The 19,018-nt window shown below is 53.8% G+C and carries 13 protein-coding genes, 7 tRNA genes and 2 pseudogenes; 4 read left to right on the plus strand and 18 right to left on the minus strand.

Features of this window, described 5'->3' with window-relative positions; translation table 11 throughout:
- From lnt to miaB, 5 genes and pseudogenes are all read right to left on the minus strand, one after another.
- A pseudogene (gene lnt / locus HP459_RS11375) lies at nucleotides 1-627 on the minus strand (apolipoprotein N-acyltransferase); the annotation flags it as partial.
- Between the two features lie 5 nt (nucleotides 628-632).
- Complete coding sequence (gene corC, locus HP459_RS11380) at nucleotides 633-1,511, minus strand: CNNM family magnesium/cobalt transport protein CorC (protein ID WP_003858679.1); 879 nt, start codon at nucleotides 1,509-1,511, stop codon at nucleotides 633-635.
- Nucleotides 1,512-1,595: 84 nt separating this feature from the next.
- Nucleotides 1,596-2,063 (minus strand): rRNA maturation RNase YbeY, encoded by a 468-nt coding sequence (ybeY, locus tag HP459_RS11385; protein ID WP_003858677.1) that lies wholly within the window; start codon nucleotides 2,061-2,063, stop codon nucleotides 1,596-1,598.
- A complete protein-coding gene (locus tag HP459_RS11390) occupies nucleotides 2,060-3,106 on the minus strand; it encodes a PhoH family protein (RefSeq protein WP_003858674.1) in 1,047 nt (348 codons plus the stop codon). Before HP459_RS11390 ends, ybeY begins: the two co-directional genes overlap by 4 nt.
- Nucleotides 3,107-3,269: 163 nt before the next feature.
- Nucleotides 3,270-4,694, minus strand: coding sequence for a tRNA (N6-isopentenyl adenosine(37)-C2)-methylthiotransferase MiaB (miaB, locus tag HP459_RS11395; RefSeq protein WP_171936228.1), 1,425 nt, complete (start codon nucleotides 4,692-4,694; stop codon nucleotides 3,270-3,272).
- A gap of 135 nt (nucleotides 4,695-4,829) precedes the next feature.
- Here miaB and ubiF point away from each other — a divergent pair, with 135 nt between their 5' ends.
- Entirely contained in the window at nucleotides 4,830-6,005 is a 1,176-nt protein-coding gene (ubiF, locus tag HP459_RS11400) for a 3-demethoxyubiquinol 3-hydroxylase (RefSeq protein WP_063849598.1), read from the plus strand.
- Nucleotides 6,006-6,113: 108 nt separating this feature from the next.
- Here the strand turns inward: ubiF and HP459_RS11405 are convergent.
- From HP459_RS11405 to nagB, 12 genes are all read right to left on the minus strand, one after another.
- Nucleotides 6,114-6,188 (minus strand) — tRNA-Gln (locus tag HP459_RS11405).
- A gap of 34 nt (nucleotides 6,189-6,222) precedes the next feature.
- Nucleotides 6,223-6,297 (minus strand) — tRNA-Gln (locus tag HP459_RS11410).
- A 41-nt stretch (nucleotides 6,298-6,338) separates the two neighbouring features.
- Nucleotides 6,339-6,415, minus strand: a tRNA-Met gene (locus HP459_RS11415).
- Between the two features lie 17 nt (nucleotides 6,416-6,432).
- Nucleotides 6,433-6,507 (minus strand) — tRNA-Gln (locus tag HP459_RS11420).
- A 32-nt stretch (nucleotides 6,508-6,539) separates the two neighbouring features.
- A tRNA-Gln gene (locus tag HP459_RS11425) sits at nucleotides 6,540-6,614 on the minus strand.
- A 23-nt stretch (nucleotides 6,615-6,637) separates the two neighbouring features.
- Nucleotides 6,638-6,722: transfer RNA gene (locus tag HP459_RS11430), tRNA-Leu, on the minus strand.
- 8 nt (nucleotides 6,723-6,730) lie between these two features.
- Nucleotides 6,731-6,807, minus strand: a tRNA-Met gene (locus HP459_RS11435).
- A gap of 225 nt (nucleotides 6,808-7,032) precedes the next feature.
- The gene (asnB, locus tag HP459_RS11440; protein WP_015571128.1) at nucleotides 7,033-8,697 is read right to left on the minus strand and encodes an asparagine synthase B; all 1,665 of its coding nucleotides are present in this window, start codon (nucleotides 8,695-8,697) and stop codon (nucleotides 7,033-7,035) included.
- A 250-nt stretch (nucleotides 8,698-8,947) separates the two neighbouring features.
- Nucleotides 8,948-9,700, minus strand: coding sequence for a ribonucleotide monophosphatase NagD (gene nagD / locus HP459_RS11445; protein ID WP_003858667.1), 753 nt, complete (start codon nucleotides 9,698-9,700; stop codon nucleotides 8,948-8,950).
- Nucleotides 9,701-9,745: 45 nt separating this feature from the next.
- A complete protein-coding gene (locus HP459_RS11450; protein WP_022647442.1) occupies nucleotides 9,746-10,966 on the minus strand; it encodes an N-acetylglucosamine repressor in 1,221 nt (406 codons plus the stop codon).
- A gap of 8 nt (nucleotides 10,967-10,974) precedes the next feature.
- The gene (nagA, locus tag HP459_RS11455) at nucleotides 10,975-12,123 is read right to left on the minus strand and encodes an N-acetylglucosamine-6-phosphate deacetylase (protein WP_023299598.1); all 1,149 of its coding nucleotides are present in this window, start codon (nucleotides 12,121-12,123) and stop codon (nucleotides 10,975-10,977) included.
- 54 nt (nucleotides 12,124-12,177) lie between these two features.
- The gene (nagB, locus tag HP459_RS11460; RefSeq protein WP_003858663.1) at nucleotides 12,178-12,978 is read right to left on the minus strand and encodes a glucosamine-6-phosphate deaminase; all 801 of its coding nucleotides are present in this window, start codon (nucleotides 12,976-12,978) and stop codon (nucleotides 12,178-12,180) included.
- Nucleotides 12,979-13,303: 325 nt separating this feature from the next.
- Between nagB and nagE the strand changes: the two genes are divergently transcribed.
- On the plus strand, nucleotides 13,304-15,253 hold the full coding sequence (gene nagE, locus HP459_RS11465; protein WP_171936229.1) for a PTS N-acetyl glucosamine transporter subunit IIABC: 1,950 nt from the start codon (nucleotides 13,304-13,306) through the stop codon (nucleotides 15,251-15,253).
- 169 nt (nucleotides 15,254-15,422) lie between these two features.
- Entirely contained in the window at nucleotides 15,423-17,090 is a 1,668-nt protein-coding gene (gene glnS, locus HP459_RS11470) for a glutamine--tRNA ligase (protein ID WP_058645949.1), read from the plus strand.
- Between the two features lie 261 nt (nucleotides 17,091-17,351).
- On the opposite strand, the pseudogene HP459_RS23515 reads toward glnS, so the two are convergent.
- Nucleotides 17,352-17,450: pseudogene (locus HP459_RS23515) on the minus strand (methionine synthase); the annotation flags it as partial.
- Between the two features lie 87 nt (nucleotides 17,451-17,537).
- Between HP459_RS23515 and chiP the strand changes: the two are divergent.
- A complete protein-coding gene (gene chiP, locus HP459_RS11475) occupies nucleotides 17,538-18,935 on the plus strand; it encodes a chitoporin (RefSeq protein ID WP_017694280.1) in 1,398 nt (465 codons plus the stop codon).
- The last annotated feature ends 83 nt before the right edge of the window (nucleotides 18,936-19,018 follow it).

Below are 19,018 nucleotides of genomic sequence, written 5' to 3' on the forward strand. Positions count from 1 at the left end.
ACGCAGTGGGAAAGGCAGGGCAAACAGGATTAACGCGGCAACCAGCGGCTTCCAGTTACGTGTCACCAGAGCCAGCACCAGCAGGCCGCTGACCGCCATGAGCAGGAAGTTAATCGCCTCCACGCCCATGACGGGAGCCAGACCTTTCAGCGGGCCGTCCACCTGGCTATAGCCGAACTGCAACCACGGGAAGCCGGTCAGTACCCAGCCGCGCAGAAATTCGGTGATTTGCCAGACAACGGGAGCCGCTATCGCGACGCGCAGCCAGGTCGTTTTAGGCCACAGACGAGATAGAATACCGGCGAACAGGCCAGTGTAGAGCGAAAGATAGGCGGCGAGCAGCACAACCAGGAAGACGTTAACCGGCCCCGGCATTCCGCCAAATTGCGCGATACTGACGTAGACCCAGTTGATACCAGAGCCAAACAGCCCCAGCCCCCAGAAGTAGCCTATGGCCGCGGCCTGTACCGGACGACGATTCAGGGTAAGACCCTGTAGCCCCATCAGGGAGAGAATAGCGGCTGGCCAGATATCGTAAGGAGAAAAAGCCAGCGTACCGCTGGCTCCGAGTAACAGCGCCAGCAGCAAACGGACGCGCTGGCGTTCAAAGAGTGGGGCAAATGCCATTTACATTAATCTTCCAGTTTTGGCACCGGTGAGTCGTCCGGCATTCTGACATGAACCTGAATAATACGTCGGCTGTCAGCCATTGCGACCTTGAACTGGTAACCATCGATGTCAACGGTTTCACCGCGGGCCGGAAGATGGCCGAAGGCCTGCATCACCAGACCACCAATGGTGTCCACTTCTTCATCGCTGAAGCTGGTGCCAAAGGTGTCATTGAAGTCTTCAATGGAGGCCAGCGCGCGCACGGTCCAGGTGTGGCGGCTCAGCTGACGGAAGTCGATATCCTCTTCTTCGTCATACTCATCTTCGATTTCGCCCACGATCAGCTCAAGGATGTCTTCGATTGTGACCAGACCGGAAACGCCACCAAATTCATCAATAACAATCGCCATGTGATAGCGCTGGGAGCGAAACTCCTTCAGCATCCGATCCACACGCTTACTTTCCGGCACAACCACGGCCGGGCGTAACACTTTTTCCATACTGAAGGCTTCGGCATCGCTGCGCATAAACGGCAGCAGATCTTTCGCCATCAAAATCCCTTCGATGTGATCTTTGTCTTCGCTGATGACCGGGAAACGTGAGTGAGCCGATTCGATAATCACATCGAGGCACTCGTCCAGCGTCTGGTTGCGTTTCAGGGTAATCATCTGCGAGCGGGGGATCATGATGTCGCGGACGCGCTGGTCGGCGATGTCCATCACCCCTTCGAGCATTTCGCGCGTATCTTCGTCGATAAGGTCGTTCTGCCCGGAATCACGAATCAGCTCCAGCAGTTCGTCACGGTTTTTCGGTTCGCCGTGGAAAAGCTGGTTCAGGATGAGGGAGAAAAATCCCTTTTTAGTGGTTGTCGTGTCGCTACTGTGTGAATTGTCGTCGCTCATGGCGTTTGTTAAGGGTTCTCTTGTTAGTTCAACGTTAACCGCCGCGCTATGTCCCTGCGCGGCGGCATGGTAGTCAGTGACTGACTATTCTTTCTCGGCAATGTACGGATCCTCATAGCCCAGAGCAAGCATTATCTCTGTCTCGAGGGATTCCATCTCTTCCGCTTCGTCATCTTCAATATGGTCGTAACCCAGAAGATGCAGGCTACCGTGCACCACCATGTGTGCCCAGTGCGCTTCCAGCGGCTTTTGCTGTTCTTTGGCTTCCTGCTCAACCACCTGACGGCAGATGATCAGATCGCCCAGCAGCGGCATCTCAATGCCCGGTGGGGCTTCGAACGGGAAAGAGAGCACATTGGTCGGCTTATCTTTCCCGCGATAGGTCAGGTTGAGCTCATGGCTTTCTGCTTCATCCACCAGGCGAATCGTGACCTCTGATTCTTCCTGAAACTGGGGGATAACGGCATCCAGCCATTTCTGAAACTGTGCCTCTTCTGGCATGCCGGAATTATCTTCACAGGCCAGCTGTAAATCGAGGATCACCTGACTCATTTCTGTTCATGCTCCTGCGCTTCGCGCTTACGTTCTGCGGCCAGCTCGGCCCTGCGCTTCTGATCTGCCTCTTCCCAGGCCTCATAAGCGTTAACGATACGCGCGACCACCGGGTGGCGTACCACGTCTTCGCTGTGGAAGAAGTTGAAGCTGATTTCCTCTACCTCGGCCAGGACTTCGATGGCGTGACGCAGACCCGATTTGGTGTTACGCGGCAGGTCAATCTGGGTGACGTCACCGGTAATAACCGCTTTCGAGTTAAAGCCAATACGCGTCAGGAACATCTTCATCTGTTCAATGGTGGTGTTCTGGCTCTCATCCAGAATGATGAACGCGTCGTTAAGCGTACGCCCACGCATGTAGGCCAGCGGGGCCACTTCAATCACGTTACGCTCGATGAGCTTTTCAACTTTCTCGAAGCCGAGCATTTCGAACAGCGCGTCGTACAGCGGGCGCAGGTAGGGGTCCACTTTCTGACTTAAATCGCCCGGCAGGAAGCCGAGTTTCTCACCGGCTTCTACAGCAGGGCGGGTCAGCAGGATACGGCGGATCTCCTGACGCTCAAGCGCATCGACAGCAGCAGCAACGGCCAGATAGGTTTTACCCGTACCCGCCGGACCCACGCCAAAGGTGATGTCATGATCGAGAATGTTGGCGATGTACTGTGCCTGGTTCGGGGTACGAGGCTTAATCACGCCGCGTTTGGTTTTAATGTTGATGGCTTTGCCATAGTCCGGCACGCTTTCCGCGCTCTGCTCAAGCACGCGCGCCTCTTTGATGGCCAGGTGGATCTGTTCAGGTTCAATATCCTGGATCTCACCGCGCATCGGGGCGGTATCAACATACAGGCTGCGGAGAATATCTGCCGCGGCGTTGACGCAGATTGGGCGTCCGGTGAGTTTGAAATGGTTATCGCGACGATTGATTTCGATACCCAGACGTCGCTCCAGTTGTTTGATGTTGTCATCAAACGGCCCGCACAGGCTCAGCAGGCGAGCGTTGTCTGCGGGCTCAAGGCTAATTTCACGCGTATCTATGTTCAAACTGTTCCTCTTTATTTGGTTAACTGACCTGTGGCCACACGGCGTAATAAAACGGTCATTACCGAAATTATTCACGCCATAGAATAAAGGCGCAAGCGTTGCGGTAGATATTGGGGGTGATGAGAGGAAATACAAGGCCTGCCGGACAGGCAGGCCAGAGGGATCAGGGCTGGTAAATACCTACGCCAGAATCGTTGACTTTACGGGTGCGAGAGATAACGGATTCCGGAGTCTGTGCAATACGCAGACCCATTTCGTCCTCAGTGCGTACCACCTTCCCGCGCAGCGAGTTCGTGAGCACTTCGACAACCTCGACGTCCACAAACTTACCAATCATGTCCGGGGTGCCTTCAAAATTCACCACGCGGTTATTTTCGGTTCGACCAGACAGTTCCATGATGCTCTTACGGGAAGTGCCTTCCACCAGAATACGCTGGACAGTGCCGAGCATACGACGGCTCCAGGCGTTGGCCTGCTGGTTGATACGCTCCTGCAAAATATACAGACGCTGCTTTTTCTCTTCTTCCGGCACATCGTCAACCATATCGGCCGCTGGGGTGCCCGGGCGTGCTGAGAAGATGAAGCTGTAGCTGACGTCGAAATTCACCTCGCCGATGAGCTTCATGGTGCGCTCGAAGTCATCAGCGGTTTCGCCAGGGAAGCCGACGATAAAGTCGGAGCTAATCTGGATATCCGGGCGTGCTTCACGCAGCTTGCGGATGGTGGACTTATACTCCAGCACCGTATGTGGACGACCCATCATGTTCAGCACGCGGTCAGAGCCGCACTGGATCGGCAGGTGCAGGAAGCTCACCAGCTCTGGCGTATCGCGATAGACGTCAATAATGTCGTCGGTAAATTCCATCGGATGGCTGGTGGTAAAGCGAATGCGGTCAATGCCGTCAATCGCCGCCACCAGACGCAGCAGTTCAGCAAAGCTGCCGGTGGTGCCGTCGTAGTTTTCCCCGCGCCAGGCGTTCACGTTCTGGCCCAGCAGGTTCACTTCGCGAACGCCCTGCGCGGCAAGCTGCGCGATTTCAAACAGGATATCGTCTGCCGGGCGGCTCACTTCTTCACCGCGGGTGTAAGGTACCACGCAGTAAGTACAGTATTTGTTGCAGCCTTCCATGATGGAGACGAAGGCGGTCGGGCCATCAGCGCGCGGCTCTGGCAGACGGTCAAATTTCTCGATCTCCGGGAAACTCACGTCAACCACCGGGCTACGGCTGCCGCGAACCTGATTAATCATCTCTGGCAGGCGGTGCAGGGTCTGAGGGCCAAAAACGATATCCACATAGGGGGCTCTCTGGCGGATCAGCTTACCTTCCTGCGATGCGACGCAGCCACCCACGCCAATAATCAGGTCCGGATTTTTCCGTTTGAGAAGCTTCCAGCGGCCTAACACATGAAAGACTTTTTCCTGTGCTTTTTCACGAATTGAACAGGTGTTCAGCAGCAGCACATCGGCTTCTTTCGCATTTTCAGTCAGCTGGTATCCGTGGGTGGTATCCAGCAGATCGGCCATCTTCGATGAATCGTATTCGTTCATCTGACAGCCCCAGGTTTTTATATGGAGTTTTTTAGTCATCGACTTGCTCAGCTCAGGATTGCAAGCCGCGTATTGTAATGCTTTGGTGCGGTTGTGACCAGTATGAAGGTTGTCAACCTCAGGGCCGCAAAAATCCGGTAAACTTAAGGTATTCTCCAATAAGGAATAGTGACCATGACACTCCTGAACACCGAAGTTGCCGTTGTTGGCGGCGGTATGGTCGGCGGCGCACTGGCGCTGGGGCTGGCGCAGCAGGGATTTGACGTAACCGTTATTGAACAGGCGGCTCCGCCGGTATTCGATCCTTCCAGCCAACCGGACGTGCGTATTTCCGCCATCAGCGCGTCCTCTGTTGATCTGCTTCGCGGGCTGGGCGTCTGGGAGGCGGTGCTGGCGATGCGCGCGCACCCTTACAGCCGTCTTGAAACCTGGGAGTGGGAAAATGCTCACGTCTCGTTTGACGCCGCCGAGCTGAAACTGCCGCGCCTGGGCTATATGGTGGAAAACAACGTCCTCCAGCAGGCACTCTGGCAGGCGCTGGAGGCGCACCCGAAGGTGACGCTGCGCGTTCCGGACTCGCTGAAAGCCCTGCATCGTCATGAAGGTGGATATCTCCTGACGCTGGATAACGACGATGAGCTGGCCGTGAAGCTGTTGGTGGGGGCGGATGGCGCGAACTCGCAGGTCAGGCAGATGGCAGGCATTGGGATCCATGCCTGGCAGTATCAGCAGTCCTGCATGCTGATCACCGTGCAGTCAGAAAACGCGCCGGGCGAAAGCACCTGGCAGCATTTTACGCCGAACGGCCCGCATGCATTCTTACCGTTGTTTGATAACTGGGCTTCGCTGGTGTGGTACGACAAGCCGGCGCGCATTCGACAGTTGCAGGGGCTGTCCATGGATCAGTTGCAGCGCGAAATCCGCCAGCACTTCCCGCGCCGTCTGGGTAACGTGACCCCGGTTGCCGCTGGCGCATTCCCGTTGATGCGACGCCATGCGTTGCAGTATGCCCGTGAAGGGCTGGCCCTGGTGGGAGACGCGGCGCACACCATTCATCCGCTGGCGGGGCAGGGGGTTAACCTGGGATACCGTGACGTCGATGCGTTACTGGATGTGCTGGGTAACGCTCGCGCCCACGCGGAAGCCTGGGCCAGCCATGAGGTACTGAAGCGCTACCAGACGCGCCGTATGGCGGATAACTTCATTATGCAGTCGGGGATGGATCTGTTCTATGCCGGGTTCAGCAATGACGTGGGTCCGGTGCGGATATTGCGAAATATCGGACTGATGGCGGCGGAGCGCGCCGGTGGTCTGAAGCGTCAGGCACTGAAATACGCCCTCGGACTCTGATCTTTATTCCCTCTCCCCGTGGGAGAGGGTTAGGGTGAGGGCATCAGGCCGCACTATTCTGAGCAACAAAAACAAAAAAGCCCGCAGAGCGGGCTTGTTTGTTTTAAGTGGCTGGGGTGCAGGGATTCGAACCCCGGAATGCTGGTATCAGAAACCAGAGCCTTACCGCTTGGCGACACCCCAATTGCGTTAAACAAACTGCTTAACGACTTTAAAGTGGCTGGGGTACGAGGATTCGAACCTCGGAATGCCGGAATCAGAATCCGGTGCCTTACCGCTTGGCGATACCCCAACAATGTTCAGTTTACCGAATCGTATTCGATAACATAAATATGGTGGCTACGACGGGATTCGAACCTGTGACCCCATCATTATGAGTGATGTGCTCTAACCAACTGAGCTACGTAGCCAGTACTGCAATCTTCGATGGCTGGGGTACCTGGATTCGAACCAGGGAATGCCGGTATCAAAAACCGGTGCCTTACCGCTTGGCGATACCCCAATACCGCGGAGAACCGCATGATCGAAGAAATATGGCTGGGGTACCTGGATTCGAACCAGGGAATGCCGGTATCAAAAACCGGTGCCTTACCGCTTGGCGATACCCCATCCGTGCAACGCTTACCTGGGAATGGTGCGGGAGGCGAGACTTGAACTCGCACACCTTGCGGCGCCAGAACCTAAATCTGGTGCGTCTACCAATTTCGCCACTCCCGCAAAAAAGATGGTGGCTACGACGGGATTCGAACCTGTGACCCCATCATTATGAGTGATGTGCTCTAACCAACTGAGCTACGTAGCCATCTTTTTTTCGCGTTACCTTATCGGCGTTGCGGGGCGCATTATGCGTATAGACCCTTGCAGCGTCAACACCTTTTTCAATGAAAATAGCCGGAATGTGACTGTTTGGTTAGGTTGCGAACAGCGAGGCCGAATATTCGACAATTATTGGTTATTAATCGATTTTATGCGGGGAAAAGAGAGGAAAAAAAATCAGGCCCCGGAGGGCCTGATGATACTCTGAACATTATTTATAGGCAGACTGGTGAACGCCCACTGCGCGTCCTGACGGATCGTTCATGGCTTTGAAGGATTCATCCCATTCAATGGCTTTAGCAGAAGAGCAGGCGACCGATGGACCACCCGGTACGCACTCGGCTGCACTTGGAACCGGGAACAGCTCCTCAAAGATCTCACGGTACAAATACGCTTCTTTCGAGGCTGGCGTGTTGTACGGGAAGCGGAAGCTCGCAGTTTCCAGTTGTTGATCAGAAACCTGTTTTGCCGCTACCTCTTTCAGGGTGTCGATCCAGCTGTAACCTACGCCATCGGAGAACTGCTCTTTCTGACGCCACGCCACGCTCGCCGGCAGGTAGGATTCAAAACATTCACGCAGGATATGTTTCTCCATTTTGCCGTTGCCGCACATTTTGTCCTGCGGGTTGATGCGCATCGCCACATCGAGGAATTTCTTATCGAGGAACGGCACGCGGGCTTCCACACCCCAGGCGGACATCGCTTTGTTGGCGCGCGCGCAGTCAAACATGTGCAGCGCCTGTAGCTTACGCACCGTTTCTTCATGCAGCTCTTTGGCGTTTGGCGCTTTGTGGAAATAGAGATAACCGCCAAACACTTCGTCAGAACCTTCGCCGGAGAGCACCATCTTGATGCCCATCGCTTTGATCTTCCGCGACATCAAATACATCGGCGTGGAGGCGCGAATGGTGGTCACATCATAGGTTTCAATGTGATAGATCACATCGCGGATCGCATCCAGACCTTCCTGTACGGTGAAGTGAATTTCATGGTGCACCGTGCCGAGATGGTTCGCCACTTCCTGGGCGGCTTTCAGGTCAGGTGCCCCTTCCAGACCCACGGCAAAGGAGTGCAGCTGCGGCCACCAGGCTTCAGAGCGCTCCTGATCTTCCACGCGACGTGCGGCGAATTTCTTGGTGATCGCGGAGATCACGGAGGAGTCCAGACCGCCGGAGAGCAGTACGCCGTAGGGTACGTCTGACATCAGGTGGCTTTTCACTGACTCCTCTAGTGCCTGACGCAGTTCGGCTTTGTCCGTCACGTTGTCTTTCACCGCCTCATAATCAAACCAGTCGCGCTGGTAGTACGGGCGGATCTCGCCGTCTTTACTCCACAGGTAGCTACCTGCCGGGAACTCTTTGATGGTGCGGCACACCGGTACCAGGGCTTTCATCTCTGAGGCAACGTAGAAGTTACCGTGTTCATCGTGTCCCATGTACAGCGGGATAATACCAATATGGTCGCGGCCAATCAGGTAAGCGTCTTTTTCGCTGTCGTACAGCGCGAAGGCGAACATACCTTGCAGGTCGTCGAGGAACTCCGGGCCTTTCTCCTGATACAGCGCCAGGATCACTTCGCAGTCTGAGCCGGTCTGAAACGCGTAGCGATCGCCGTACTCAGCGCGCAGCGCCTGATGGTTGTAAATTTCACCGTTAACAGCCAGCGCGTGCGTTTTTTTCTCGTTATACAGCGGCTGTGCGCCAGCGTTGACATCAACAATGGAAAGACGTTCGTGAGCCAGAATCGCTTTATCGCTGGCGTAAACGCCTGACCAGTCCGGACCGCGATGGCGCATCAGGCGGGACAATTCGAGTGCTTTTTTACGCAGTTCGCCCGCGTCAGTTTTAATATCCAGTACGCCAAAAATAGAACACATAACCTTCTCCGTTAACCCTGTTGCGTTGTGATGTTGCTTGCTTATGAAAATGCCGCAAAAAGGGGAGGGGGCGCAAGCGTTTTACCGATGAAAACGTAAAAAGTGCAATGGCAATTGCCGAATCTTAAAAAAAGAGTATGCATTAAGCCATTCTATTGATGATTTCTCAATGAAGAGCTGATTTCGTTAGATGAAGTGATATTTTCAGGCAGCAGAAATGAAAAACCACGCCCTGAGGCGTGGTTCTGAATCAAATAACGTCGATTTCGTCGACAGAGGGGTAAATCCAGCTTGGCCGGAACGGCATCGTATCAATGTCATCAAGCTGTGAAACGCCAGAAAGCACCAGGATGGTTTCAAGCCCGGCCTGGAAGCCGGCCAAAATATCGGTGCGCAGGTTGTCGCCAACAATGACGGTTTCTTCTGAGTGTGCTTGCATCGTATTCAGTGCAGCGCGGATGATCCACGGGCTCGGTTTGCCGACAACAAACGGCTTACGGCCTGAGATTTTTTCGATACCGGCGCACAGCGCACCGCAGGCGGGATAAAAACCACGACCATGCGTATCCGGGTTAGTGGCGATAAAACGTGCACCATTGGCGACAAAGTAGGCTGCTTTATGCATCATCTCCCAGTTAAAGGAGCGCGTTTCGCCCACGATGACAAAGTCCGGATTCACGTCGGTGATGGTGAAGCCCGCTTTATACAGCTCGTGGATCAGCGCGCCTTCGCCAACCACGTAGGCTTTTTTGCCTTCCTGACGCTTCAGGAAATCCGCGGTCGCCATCGCAGAGGTATAAAACACGCTGTCCGGGACATTGACGCCCGCGGTAGCAAAGCGATTTGCCAGATCCTGACCAGTCTGTGAAGGGTAGTTCGTGAGAAGAACCAGTGGCATTCCTTTGTCGATGATGCGGTGAAGAAACTCCGCAGCACCCGGCACGGCAACGTTGTCGTGCATCAGCACGCCGTCGATATCACAAATTACATTCTTAATGGTCATGGACAATCCGACATCAAAAAAAGAAGGCGTTACTATAAGGTCCGATCAGGATTCCAGCAAATGTTGCAGCAGGATCCCGTTGAGCATGGCACGTTTTACCAGGGCGAATGCGCCAATTGCCGAGCGGTGATCGAGCGTAGATCGCACCACCGGCAAATTCTGGCGAAATGCCTTCAGCGCCTGGGTATTGATGCAGCCTTCAATGGCAGGCAGTAATACTTTTTCGGCTTCAACGATCTCGCCGGCGATCACCACTTTTTGCGGATTAAACAGGTTGATGGCAATGGCGATGGTCTTACCCAGGTGGCGTCCTACCTGTTCGATCACTTCGCAGGCCAGCGCATCGCCTTTGTTTGCCGCTTTGCAGATGGCACCGATCTTACAGTCGCCCAGCGTGACGCGGCTCTGATAACCCTGCTCCAGCAGGTGGCGGACGCGATGTTCAATGGCGGCATTGGCGGCAACGGTTTCAAGACAGCCAAAGTTACCGCAGTGGCAGCGCTCGCCAAGCGGTTCCACCTGGATATGACCGATCTCACCTACGTTACCGTTACGACCAATAAAAATGCGGCCATTCGAGATGATACCCGCACCTGTACCACGGTGAACGCGCACCAGAATAGAGTCTTCGCAGTCCTGGCTCGCACCAAAGTAGTGCTCCGCCAGCGCCAGCGAGCGGATATCGTGACCAACAAAGCAGGTCAGCTTGAAGCGTTTTTCCAGCGCCTCAACCAGCCCCCAGTTCTCTACCTTAATGTGCGGCATGTAGCGAATAACGCCGCTTTCCGGGTCAACCAGACCGGGTAAAATCACCGAGATGGCGATGAGTTCACGGATCTTGCGCTGACAGCTTTCGATAAACTGCGCAATGGTATTCAGTAACGCGTGTTCGAGCGTCTCCTGCGTGCGCTCAGGAAGGGGGTAATGCTCTTCGGCAATGGCCTTGCTGCTCAGATCGTAGAGCGTAAGCGTGGTGTCATGACGGCCTAAGCGAACGCCAATGGCTTGAAAATTGCGGGTTTCAGTGACGATGGAAATCGCGCGGCGGCCGCCGGTGGAGGCCTGCTGATCCACTTCTTTGATCAGGCCGCGCTCAATAAGCTGACGTGTAATTTTTGTCACGCTGGCGGGAGCAAGCTGGCTTTGTTCGGCTATCTGAATGCGTGAGATTGGCCCGTGCTGGTCAATCAGGCGATAAACTGCCGCGCTGTTAAGTTGTTTAACGAGATCGACATTACCGATTTGAGCTTGTCCGCCTGGTGTCATACTTTTACTTACTCAGTGACGACCTCGTTACCATTAACGATGGTCTTAATAATTTTATAATCGTGTGTGAACGCCGTCAGGTTTGCAACCATACCTGGCGCAATACCGCCGAGCTGTTTATCGACGCCAATAGCGCGCGCCGGATAAAGCGTAGCCATGCGCAGCACTTCCTCAAGCGCAATGCCGCAATGTTCAACGAGGTTACGTACCCCTTCGATCATCGTCAGAGAAGAACCGCTCAGCGTGCCGTTCTCATCCACACACAGTCCATTCCGGTAGTATATTGTTTTACCAGCAAAAATGAACTGGTCAATATTCGCTCCTGCCGGAGCGGTTGCATCCGTGACCAGGCAGAGCTTGTCGCCTTTAAGGCGCTTGGCGTTGCGGATGTTGGTGTAATCGACATGCAAGCCGTCGGCGATAATGCCGCAGTAGACGTCTGGTTCATCCAGAATTGCGCCAACCAGTCCCGGTTCGCGACCGGTAATATACGGCATCGCGTTATAAAGGTGTGTGGCAAATGTAATACCTGCGCGGAAACCGGCCTTCGCCTCTTTCAGCGTCGCGTTCGAATGGCCCGCAGATACCACAATCCCGGCGGCGGCCAGTTTGCTGATAACGTCCGTGCCGGTCATTTCCGGTGCCAGCGTCACTTTGGTGATCACATCGGCATTGGCGCACATGTAATCCACCAGCTCGGCATCCGGTTTGCGCACGTAGTTCGGGTTATGGGTGCCTTTCTTGACCATATTCAGCCATGGTCCTTCCAGGTGCAGACCCAGCGCCTGATTCGGATGTTTTGCCAGGTATTCGCGCATGACGCGGATACCCTGTTTCATCAGGTCATCGCTGCTGGTAATCAGCGTTGGCAGATAGCTGGTGCAGCCCGATTTCTCGTTGGCGTTTTGCATGATTTCCAGCGTTTCAACCGTTACCGCCTCTGCGGTATCGTTAAACTGGACACCGCCGCAGCCGTTAAGCTGTACGTCGATGAAACCGGGGGAGATTACTGCTCCATTGAGGGAACGTTGTTCGATCTCCGGCGGCAGTTCCGCCAGCGGGCAAACACGTTCAATCAGGCCATTGGCGATTACAATCGCATGGTCATCCAGAATTTCATGGCCGGTATAAATCCGACCGTGGGTTAAAGCGTACATATCGACCCCCGGTTAAAAAAGCGACCGCCCCTGATAAAAGAGGCGGTTATTCAATTACAGACCTTTAATGTTCTCAGCTTCCAGCTCGTTGAAGTATTTCAGCGTTTTCACTTTCAGCTCCATGGTGGACGGTTCGTCACACACGACAACCGCTTTTGGATGCAACTGTAAGCAGCTGATCGTCCACATATGGTTCACGTTGCCTTCAACGGCAGCCTGAAGCGCTTGCGCTTTCACTGCGCCCAGCACCAGAATCATCACTTCTTCGGCATCCAGCAGTGTACCCACACCCACGGTCAGCGCGTATTTCGGCACCTGATTGACGTCGCCGTCAAAGAAGCGGGAGTTAGCCACACGCGTGTCATGGGTCAACGTTTTAATACGGGTACGGGAAGCCAGTGAAGATGCCGGTTCGTTGAACGCGATATGACCATCGTTGCCTACGCCGCCCATAAACAGGTGGATTTTACCGTAGGAACGGATTTTTTCTTCATACTGACGGCATTCTGCGTCAATATCAGGCGCGTTTCCATTCAGCAGGTTAATGTTTTCAGCCGGAATATCAACGTGGTCGAAGAAATTACGGTGCATAAAGCTGTGGTAACTTTCCGGATGTTCCTTTGGCAGGCCGACATATTCGTCCATGTTGAAGGTCACAACATGTTTAAAGCTAACCTGGCCCGCTTTGTGCATTTCAACCAAAGCCTTATACGCGGTCAGGGGAGTTCCACCGGTTGGAAGACCGAGTACGAAAGGACGATCGGCTGTTGGTTTGAACGCGTTGATGCGGTTAACGATATGACGAGCAGCCCATTTTCCGACTTGTTCAGCTGTTGCCAGGGGAATCAGTCTCATTATTCACCTCTAAAGTTTAAGTAAAAGTGGGCGGATGATTAGTGCAACCTGAACTAAGCGTAACCTGGAACCTTTCAGGCCGGATCAATCCGTCTTGATTTTTTGAATGATAAAATAAGTTTTCATGGTTAGCCAGTGAAAGGGAGGGTTTAATACGATATTTGGTGACAATAATCACAAAAAATAGGTGTTTAATTTGCGATACGAATTAATTTTTCACACACTCACACTGCCAGTGAATCATCAACAGTATCTATCGTTCGTGACACAATAAAAACATAGTTTATGCGCGAGTCTTAACAAAGGGTCTCGTAGGGGGAATAGGATGAATATTTTAGGTTTTTTCCAGCGCCTCGGTAGGGCTTTGCAGCTCCCTATCGCCGTGCTACCGGTTGCAGCATTGCTGCTGCGATTCGGGCAACCCGATCTTCTTAATGTGCCGTTTATTGCCCAGGCAGGCGGCGCCATTTTTGACAACCTTGCGCTGATTTTCGCCATCGGCGTGGCGTCAAGCTGGTCAAAAGACAGCGCCGGTGCTGCGGCACTGGCAGGGGCGGTAGGTTACTTCATCCTCACGAAAGCGATGGTAACCATCAACCCGGAAATCAACATGGGTGTACTGGCGGGTATCATTACCGGTCTGGTCGGTGGCGCCGTGTACAACCGCTGGGCGGGTATCAAACTGCCTGACTTCCTGAGCTTCTTCGGCGGTAAACGTTTTGTGCCGATTGCGACGGGCTTTTTCTGTCTGATCCTCGCCGCCATCTTTGGCTACGTTTGGCCACCGGTTCAGCATGCTATCCATGCGGGTGGCGAGTGGATCGTGTCTGCGGGCGCAATGGGCGCGGGCATCTTCGGTTTCATTAACCGTCTGCTGATCCCAACCGGTCTGCATCAGGTACTGAACACCATCGCCTGGTTCCAGATTGGTGAGTTCACCAACGCGGCTGGCGCGGTATTCCACGGTGATATCAACCGCTTCTACGCAGGTGACGGCACCGCGGGCATGTTCATGTCCGGCTTCTTCCCAATCATGATGTTTGGTCTGCCTGGCGCCGCGCTGGCAATGTACCTGGCTGCGCCGAAAGCGCGTCGCCCAATGGTTGGCGGGATGCTGCTGTCCGTTGCGATCACCGCCTTCCTGACCGGCGTGACCGAGCCACTGGAATTCCTGTTCATGTTCCTGGCTCCGCTGCTGTATCTGATGCACGCGATCCTGACCGGTATCAGCCTGTTCGTTGCCACCCTTCTGGGTATCCATGCAGGCTTCTCCTTCTCCGCAGGCGCTATCGACTATGTGTTGATGTACAACCTGCCGGCGGCAAGCAGCAACGTCTGGATGCTGGTGGTGATGGGCCTGATCTTCTTCGTTATCTACTTCGTTCTGTTCAGCGCGGTTATTCGTATGTTTAACCTGAAGACGCCGGGCCGCGAAGATACGAAAGATGATGTTGTGACCAGTGAAGCCAACAGCAATACCGAAGAGGGTTTAACCCAGCTGGCAACTAACTATATTGCCGCTGTGGGTGGCACCGACAACCTGAAAGCGATCGATGCCTGTATTACCCGTCTGCGTCTGACCGTGGGCGACTCCGCGCGCGTGAGCGATGCAATGTGCAAACGCCTTGGTGCGTCTGGTGTGGTGAAGCTGAACAAACAAACCATCCAGGTTATCGTGGGTGCGAAAGCCGAATCTATCGGCGATGAAATGAAAAAAGTGGTTGCCCGTGGGCCGGTCGCTGCCGCCTCAACGGATAACGCGCCAGTAGCTGACGCGCCGGTTGCAAAACCGCAGGCTGTGCCAAATGCGGTGACCATCGCTGCGCTGGTTTCTCCGGTGACAGGTGACGTTGTTGCGCTTGAGCAGGTGCCTGACGAAGCGTTCGCCAGCAAAGCGGTTGGTGATGGCGTGGCGGTGAAACCAACGGACAAAACCGTGGTCTCTCCGGCAGCCGGTACTATCGTGAAAATCTTCAACACCAACCACGCGTTCTGCCTGGAAACGGAAAAAGGCGCGGAGATCGTTGTCCATATGGGTATCGATACCGTTGCGCTGAACGGTCAGGGCTTTACTCGCCTGGTGGAAGAGGGCGCTGAAGTGGCGGCAGGCCAGCCGATTCTGGAAATGGATCTGGAGTTCCTGAACGCCAACGCGCGCTCCATGATAAGCCCGGTAGTGTGCAGCAACATCGACGACTTCAGCGGTCTGGTGATCCAGGCGCAGGGGCAGGTAGTTGCAGGCCAAACGCCACTGTATGAGATTAAAGGCAAGTAATCGCTCCTGAGTAGAGTTATGCCTTTAGCGGCGGGGGATATCCTCCGCCGCTTTTTTTTGCAGCAATTGCCCCCATTATTTTCTTCCGGGACGTTTTAAGGGTTGTCACTACGTCCGGCTTATAAGATCATATGCCGTTATACGTTGTTTACGCTTTGAGGAATCCACGATGAGTGAGGCAGAAGCCCGCCCGAGTAACTTTATTCGTCAGATCATCGATGAAGATCTGGCCAGTGGTAAGCACACCACAGTCCACACGCGTTTCCCGCCGGAGCCAAATGGCTACCTGCACATTGGTCACGCTAAATCGATCTGCCTGAACTTTGGTATTGCGCAAGACTACCAGGGGCAGTGCAACCTGCGTTTCGATGACACCAACCCAGTAAAAGAAGACATCGAATACGTTGAGTCGATTAAAAACGACGTGCAATGGCTGGGCTTCAACTGGTCTGGCGATATCTGCTACTCCTCAGACTATTTCGATCAGCTGTATGCCTATGCGGTTGAACTGATTAACAAGGGTCTGGCATACGTCGATGAGCTCTCTGCTGACGAAATCCGTGAATACCGCGGTACGCTGACTCAGCCCGGTAAGAACAGTCCGTTCCGCGATCGTAGCGTGGAAGAGAACCTGGCGCTGTTTGAAAAAATGCGTGCCGGTGGCTTTGAAGAAGGTAAAGCGTGTCTGCGTGCCAAAATCGATATGGCGTCTCCGTTCATCGTGATGCGCGATCCGGTGCTGTACCGCATTAAGTTCGCAGAACACCACCAGACCGGTAACAAGTGGTGCATCTACCCGATGTACGACTTCACCCACTGCATCAGCGATGCGCTGGAAGGCATTACGCACTCTCTGTGCACGCTGGAATTCCAGGACAACCGTCGTCTGTACGACTGGGTGCTGGATAACATCACCATTCCTGTGCATCCGCGTCAGTACGAGTTCTCTCGTCTGAACCTGGAATACACCGTGATGTCCAAGCGTAAGCTGAACCTGCTGGTCACTGACAAGCACGTTGAAGGCTGGGACGACCCACGTATGCCGACCATTTCTGGCCTGCGTCGTCGTGGCTACACCTCCGCCTCCATTCGTGAGTTCTGCAAACGTATCGGCGTCACCAAGCAGGACAACACCATCGAAATGGCGTCTCTGGAATCCTGCATTCGTGAAGACCTGAACGAAAACGCGCCGCGCGCGATGGCGGTGATCGATCCAGTGAAACTGGTTATCGAAAACTATCCGCAGGGCGGGAGCGAACTGGTCTCTATGCCTAATCATCCGAACAAACCGGAAATGGGCACCCGCGACGTGCCGTTCAGCGGTGAAATCTGGATCGATCGTGCCGACTTCCGCGAAGAAGCGAACAAGCAGTACAAGCGTCTGGTGCTGGGCAAAGAAGTACGTCTGCGTAACGCCTATGTAATCAAAGCCGAGCGCGTAGAGAAAGATGCGGAAGGTAACATCACGACCATCTTCTGTACGTACGACGCAGAGACGCTGAGCAAAGATCCGGCGGATGGCCGTAAAGTGAAAGGCGTAATCCACTGGGTGAGCGCGCAGCATGCGCTGCCGGTTGAGATCCGTCTCTACGACCGTCTGTTCAGCGTGCCTAACCCAGGCGCAGCGGAAGACTTCCTGGCGGTTATTAACCCTGAGTCGCTGATTATCAAGCAGGGGTATGCCGAGCCGTCTCTGAAAGTCGCTGAAGCCGGTAAAGCGTTCCAGTTCGAACGTGAGGGTTATTTCTGCCTGGACAGTCGTTACAGCACGGCAGAAAAACCGGTATTTAACCGTACCGTGGGTCTGCGTGATACCTGGACTAAGATCGGCGAATAATAACGCTGCTCTGGTCAATGAGAAACAAACGCCGCGTAATGCGGCGTTTTTTTATTTAACGATCATGTCGTTAAGCATCGGGATAATCTTTTAAAGCCAACATTCCAGGTCAATGTGGTGCTACTTATTTTATTTAAAAAAAGTTTGTTGTTTTCCAAAAACTGAAACGCTGAAAAATATATTCTCAATCTCAATGTTACTTACTGAAAATTAGCGTATTCCCCCGCCAGTACTCGCTTCACGGTAAATGTTACAAAGCACTACGAAATATGTGCTCTTCGTCATAATCCTGACTTTTGCCTGATTAAAAGCATTGATAATTCGCGTCGCGAAAAATAACCTAAAGACGGTAGTTAATTCGAGGGTATTTCTGACTACCCCTGACCATTTGGTCTTTTCTGTTTTTCGCCGTTTAAGGCGTTTTAATTCGTCAAAGAGGAATAATCTATGCGTACGTTCAGTGGCAAACGTAGTGCGCTGGCGCTGGCTATCGCCGGTGTGACAGCAATGTCGGGCCTGGTGGTTGCGCCAGAGGCAAAAGCAGCAGGTTTCATTGAAGATTCCACCCTTACGGGCGGTATTTATTACTGGCAACGTGAGCGTGACCGTAAAGACGTCACTGAAGATAAATACAAAACTAACCTTTCTCACTCGACCTGGAACGCCAACCTGGATTTCCAGTCGGGATATGCCGCCGATATGTTCGGGATCGATATTGCAGCGTTCACCGCAATTGAAATGGCCGAAAATGGCGACAGCGGCCATCCGAACGAAATTGCGTTCTCCTCCAGCAATAAAGCTTACGACGAAGACTGGTCCGGCGATAAAAGCGGAATCAGCCTGTATAAAGCGGCTGCAAAATTCAAATATGGCCCGGTCTGGGCGCGTGGTGGTTATATCCAGCCAACCGGTCAGACGCTGTTAGCGCCGCACTGGAGCTTTATGCCAGGTACCTATCAGGGCGCGGAAGCCGGTGCTAATTTTGACTACGGCGATGCGGGGGCGTTGAGCTTCTCCTATATGTGGACCAACGAGTACAAAGCGCCGTGGCACATTGAGATGGACAAGTTCTATCAAAACGATAAAAAAACCAAAGTTGATTATCTCCACTCGCTGGGGGCGAAGTACGACTTCAAAAACGATCTGGTGCTGGAAGCGGCTTTTGGTCAGGCTGAAGGTTATATTGATCAGTACTTTGCTAAAGCCAGCTACAAATTTGATATCGCAGGTAGCCCGCTGAGCACCAGCTATCAGTTCTACGGTACGCGCGACAAGGTCAGCGATGGCAGCGTAAATGATATTTATGACGGCACCGCGTGGTTACAGGCGCTGACCTTCGGCTACAAGGTGGGTCAGGTTGATTTGCGTCTGGAGGGTACATGGGTCAAGGCAGAAGGGCAGCAGGGCTATTTCCTGCAACGTATGACGCCAACCTACGCCTCTTCCAACGGTCGTCTGGATATCTGGTGGGATAACCGCTCTGACTTCAACGCCGACGGCGAAAAGGCGGTCTTCTTCGGCGCAATGTATGACCTGAAGAACTGGAACCTGCCTGGCTGGGCAGTGGGTGCGTCCTACGCGTACGCCTGGGACGCGAAGCCAGCGGATATGGCTACGCCAGACGCCTACTACGATCCGAACTACCGTCTGAAAGAGTCTTCATACAGTCTGGATGCGATTTATACCCTGCAGGAGGGGCGTGCGAAAGGCACGATGTTCAAACTGCACTTCACCCAGTATGACAACCACTCCGATATCCCGAGCTACGCGGGCGGTTACGGCAACATCTTCCAGGATGAGCGCGACGTGAAATTTATGGTCATTGCGCCATTTACCATCTTCTGATGAATGCTGCGGCGGGCTGTGTCCCGCCGTTATGGAGACTGAACATGATGAAAAAAAGGGTAATCGTTGCGCTGCTGGCATTC

It is taken from the genome of Enterobacter sp. CM29 (assembly GCF_013179605.1).
GTDB lineage: Bacteria > Pseudomonadota > Gammaproteobacteria > Enterobacterales > Enterobacteriaceae > Enterobacter > Enterobacter intestinihominis.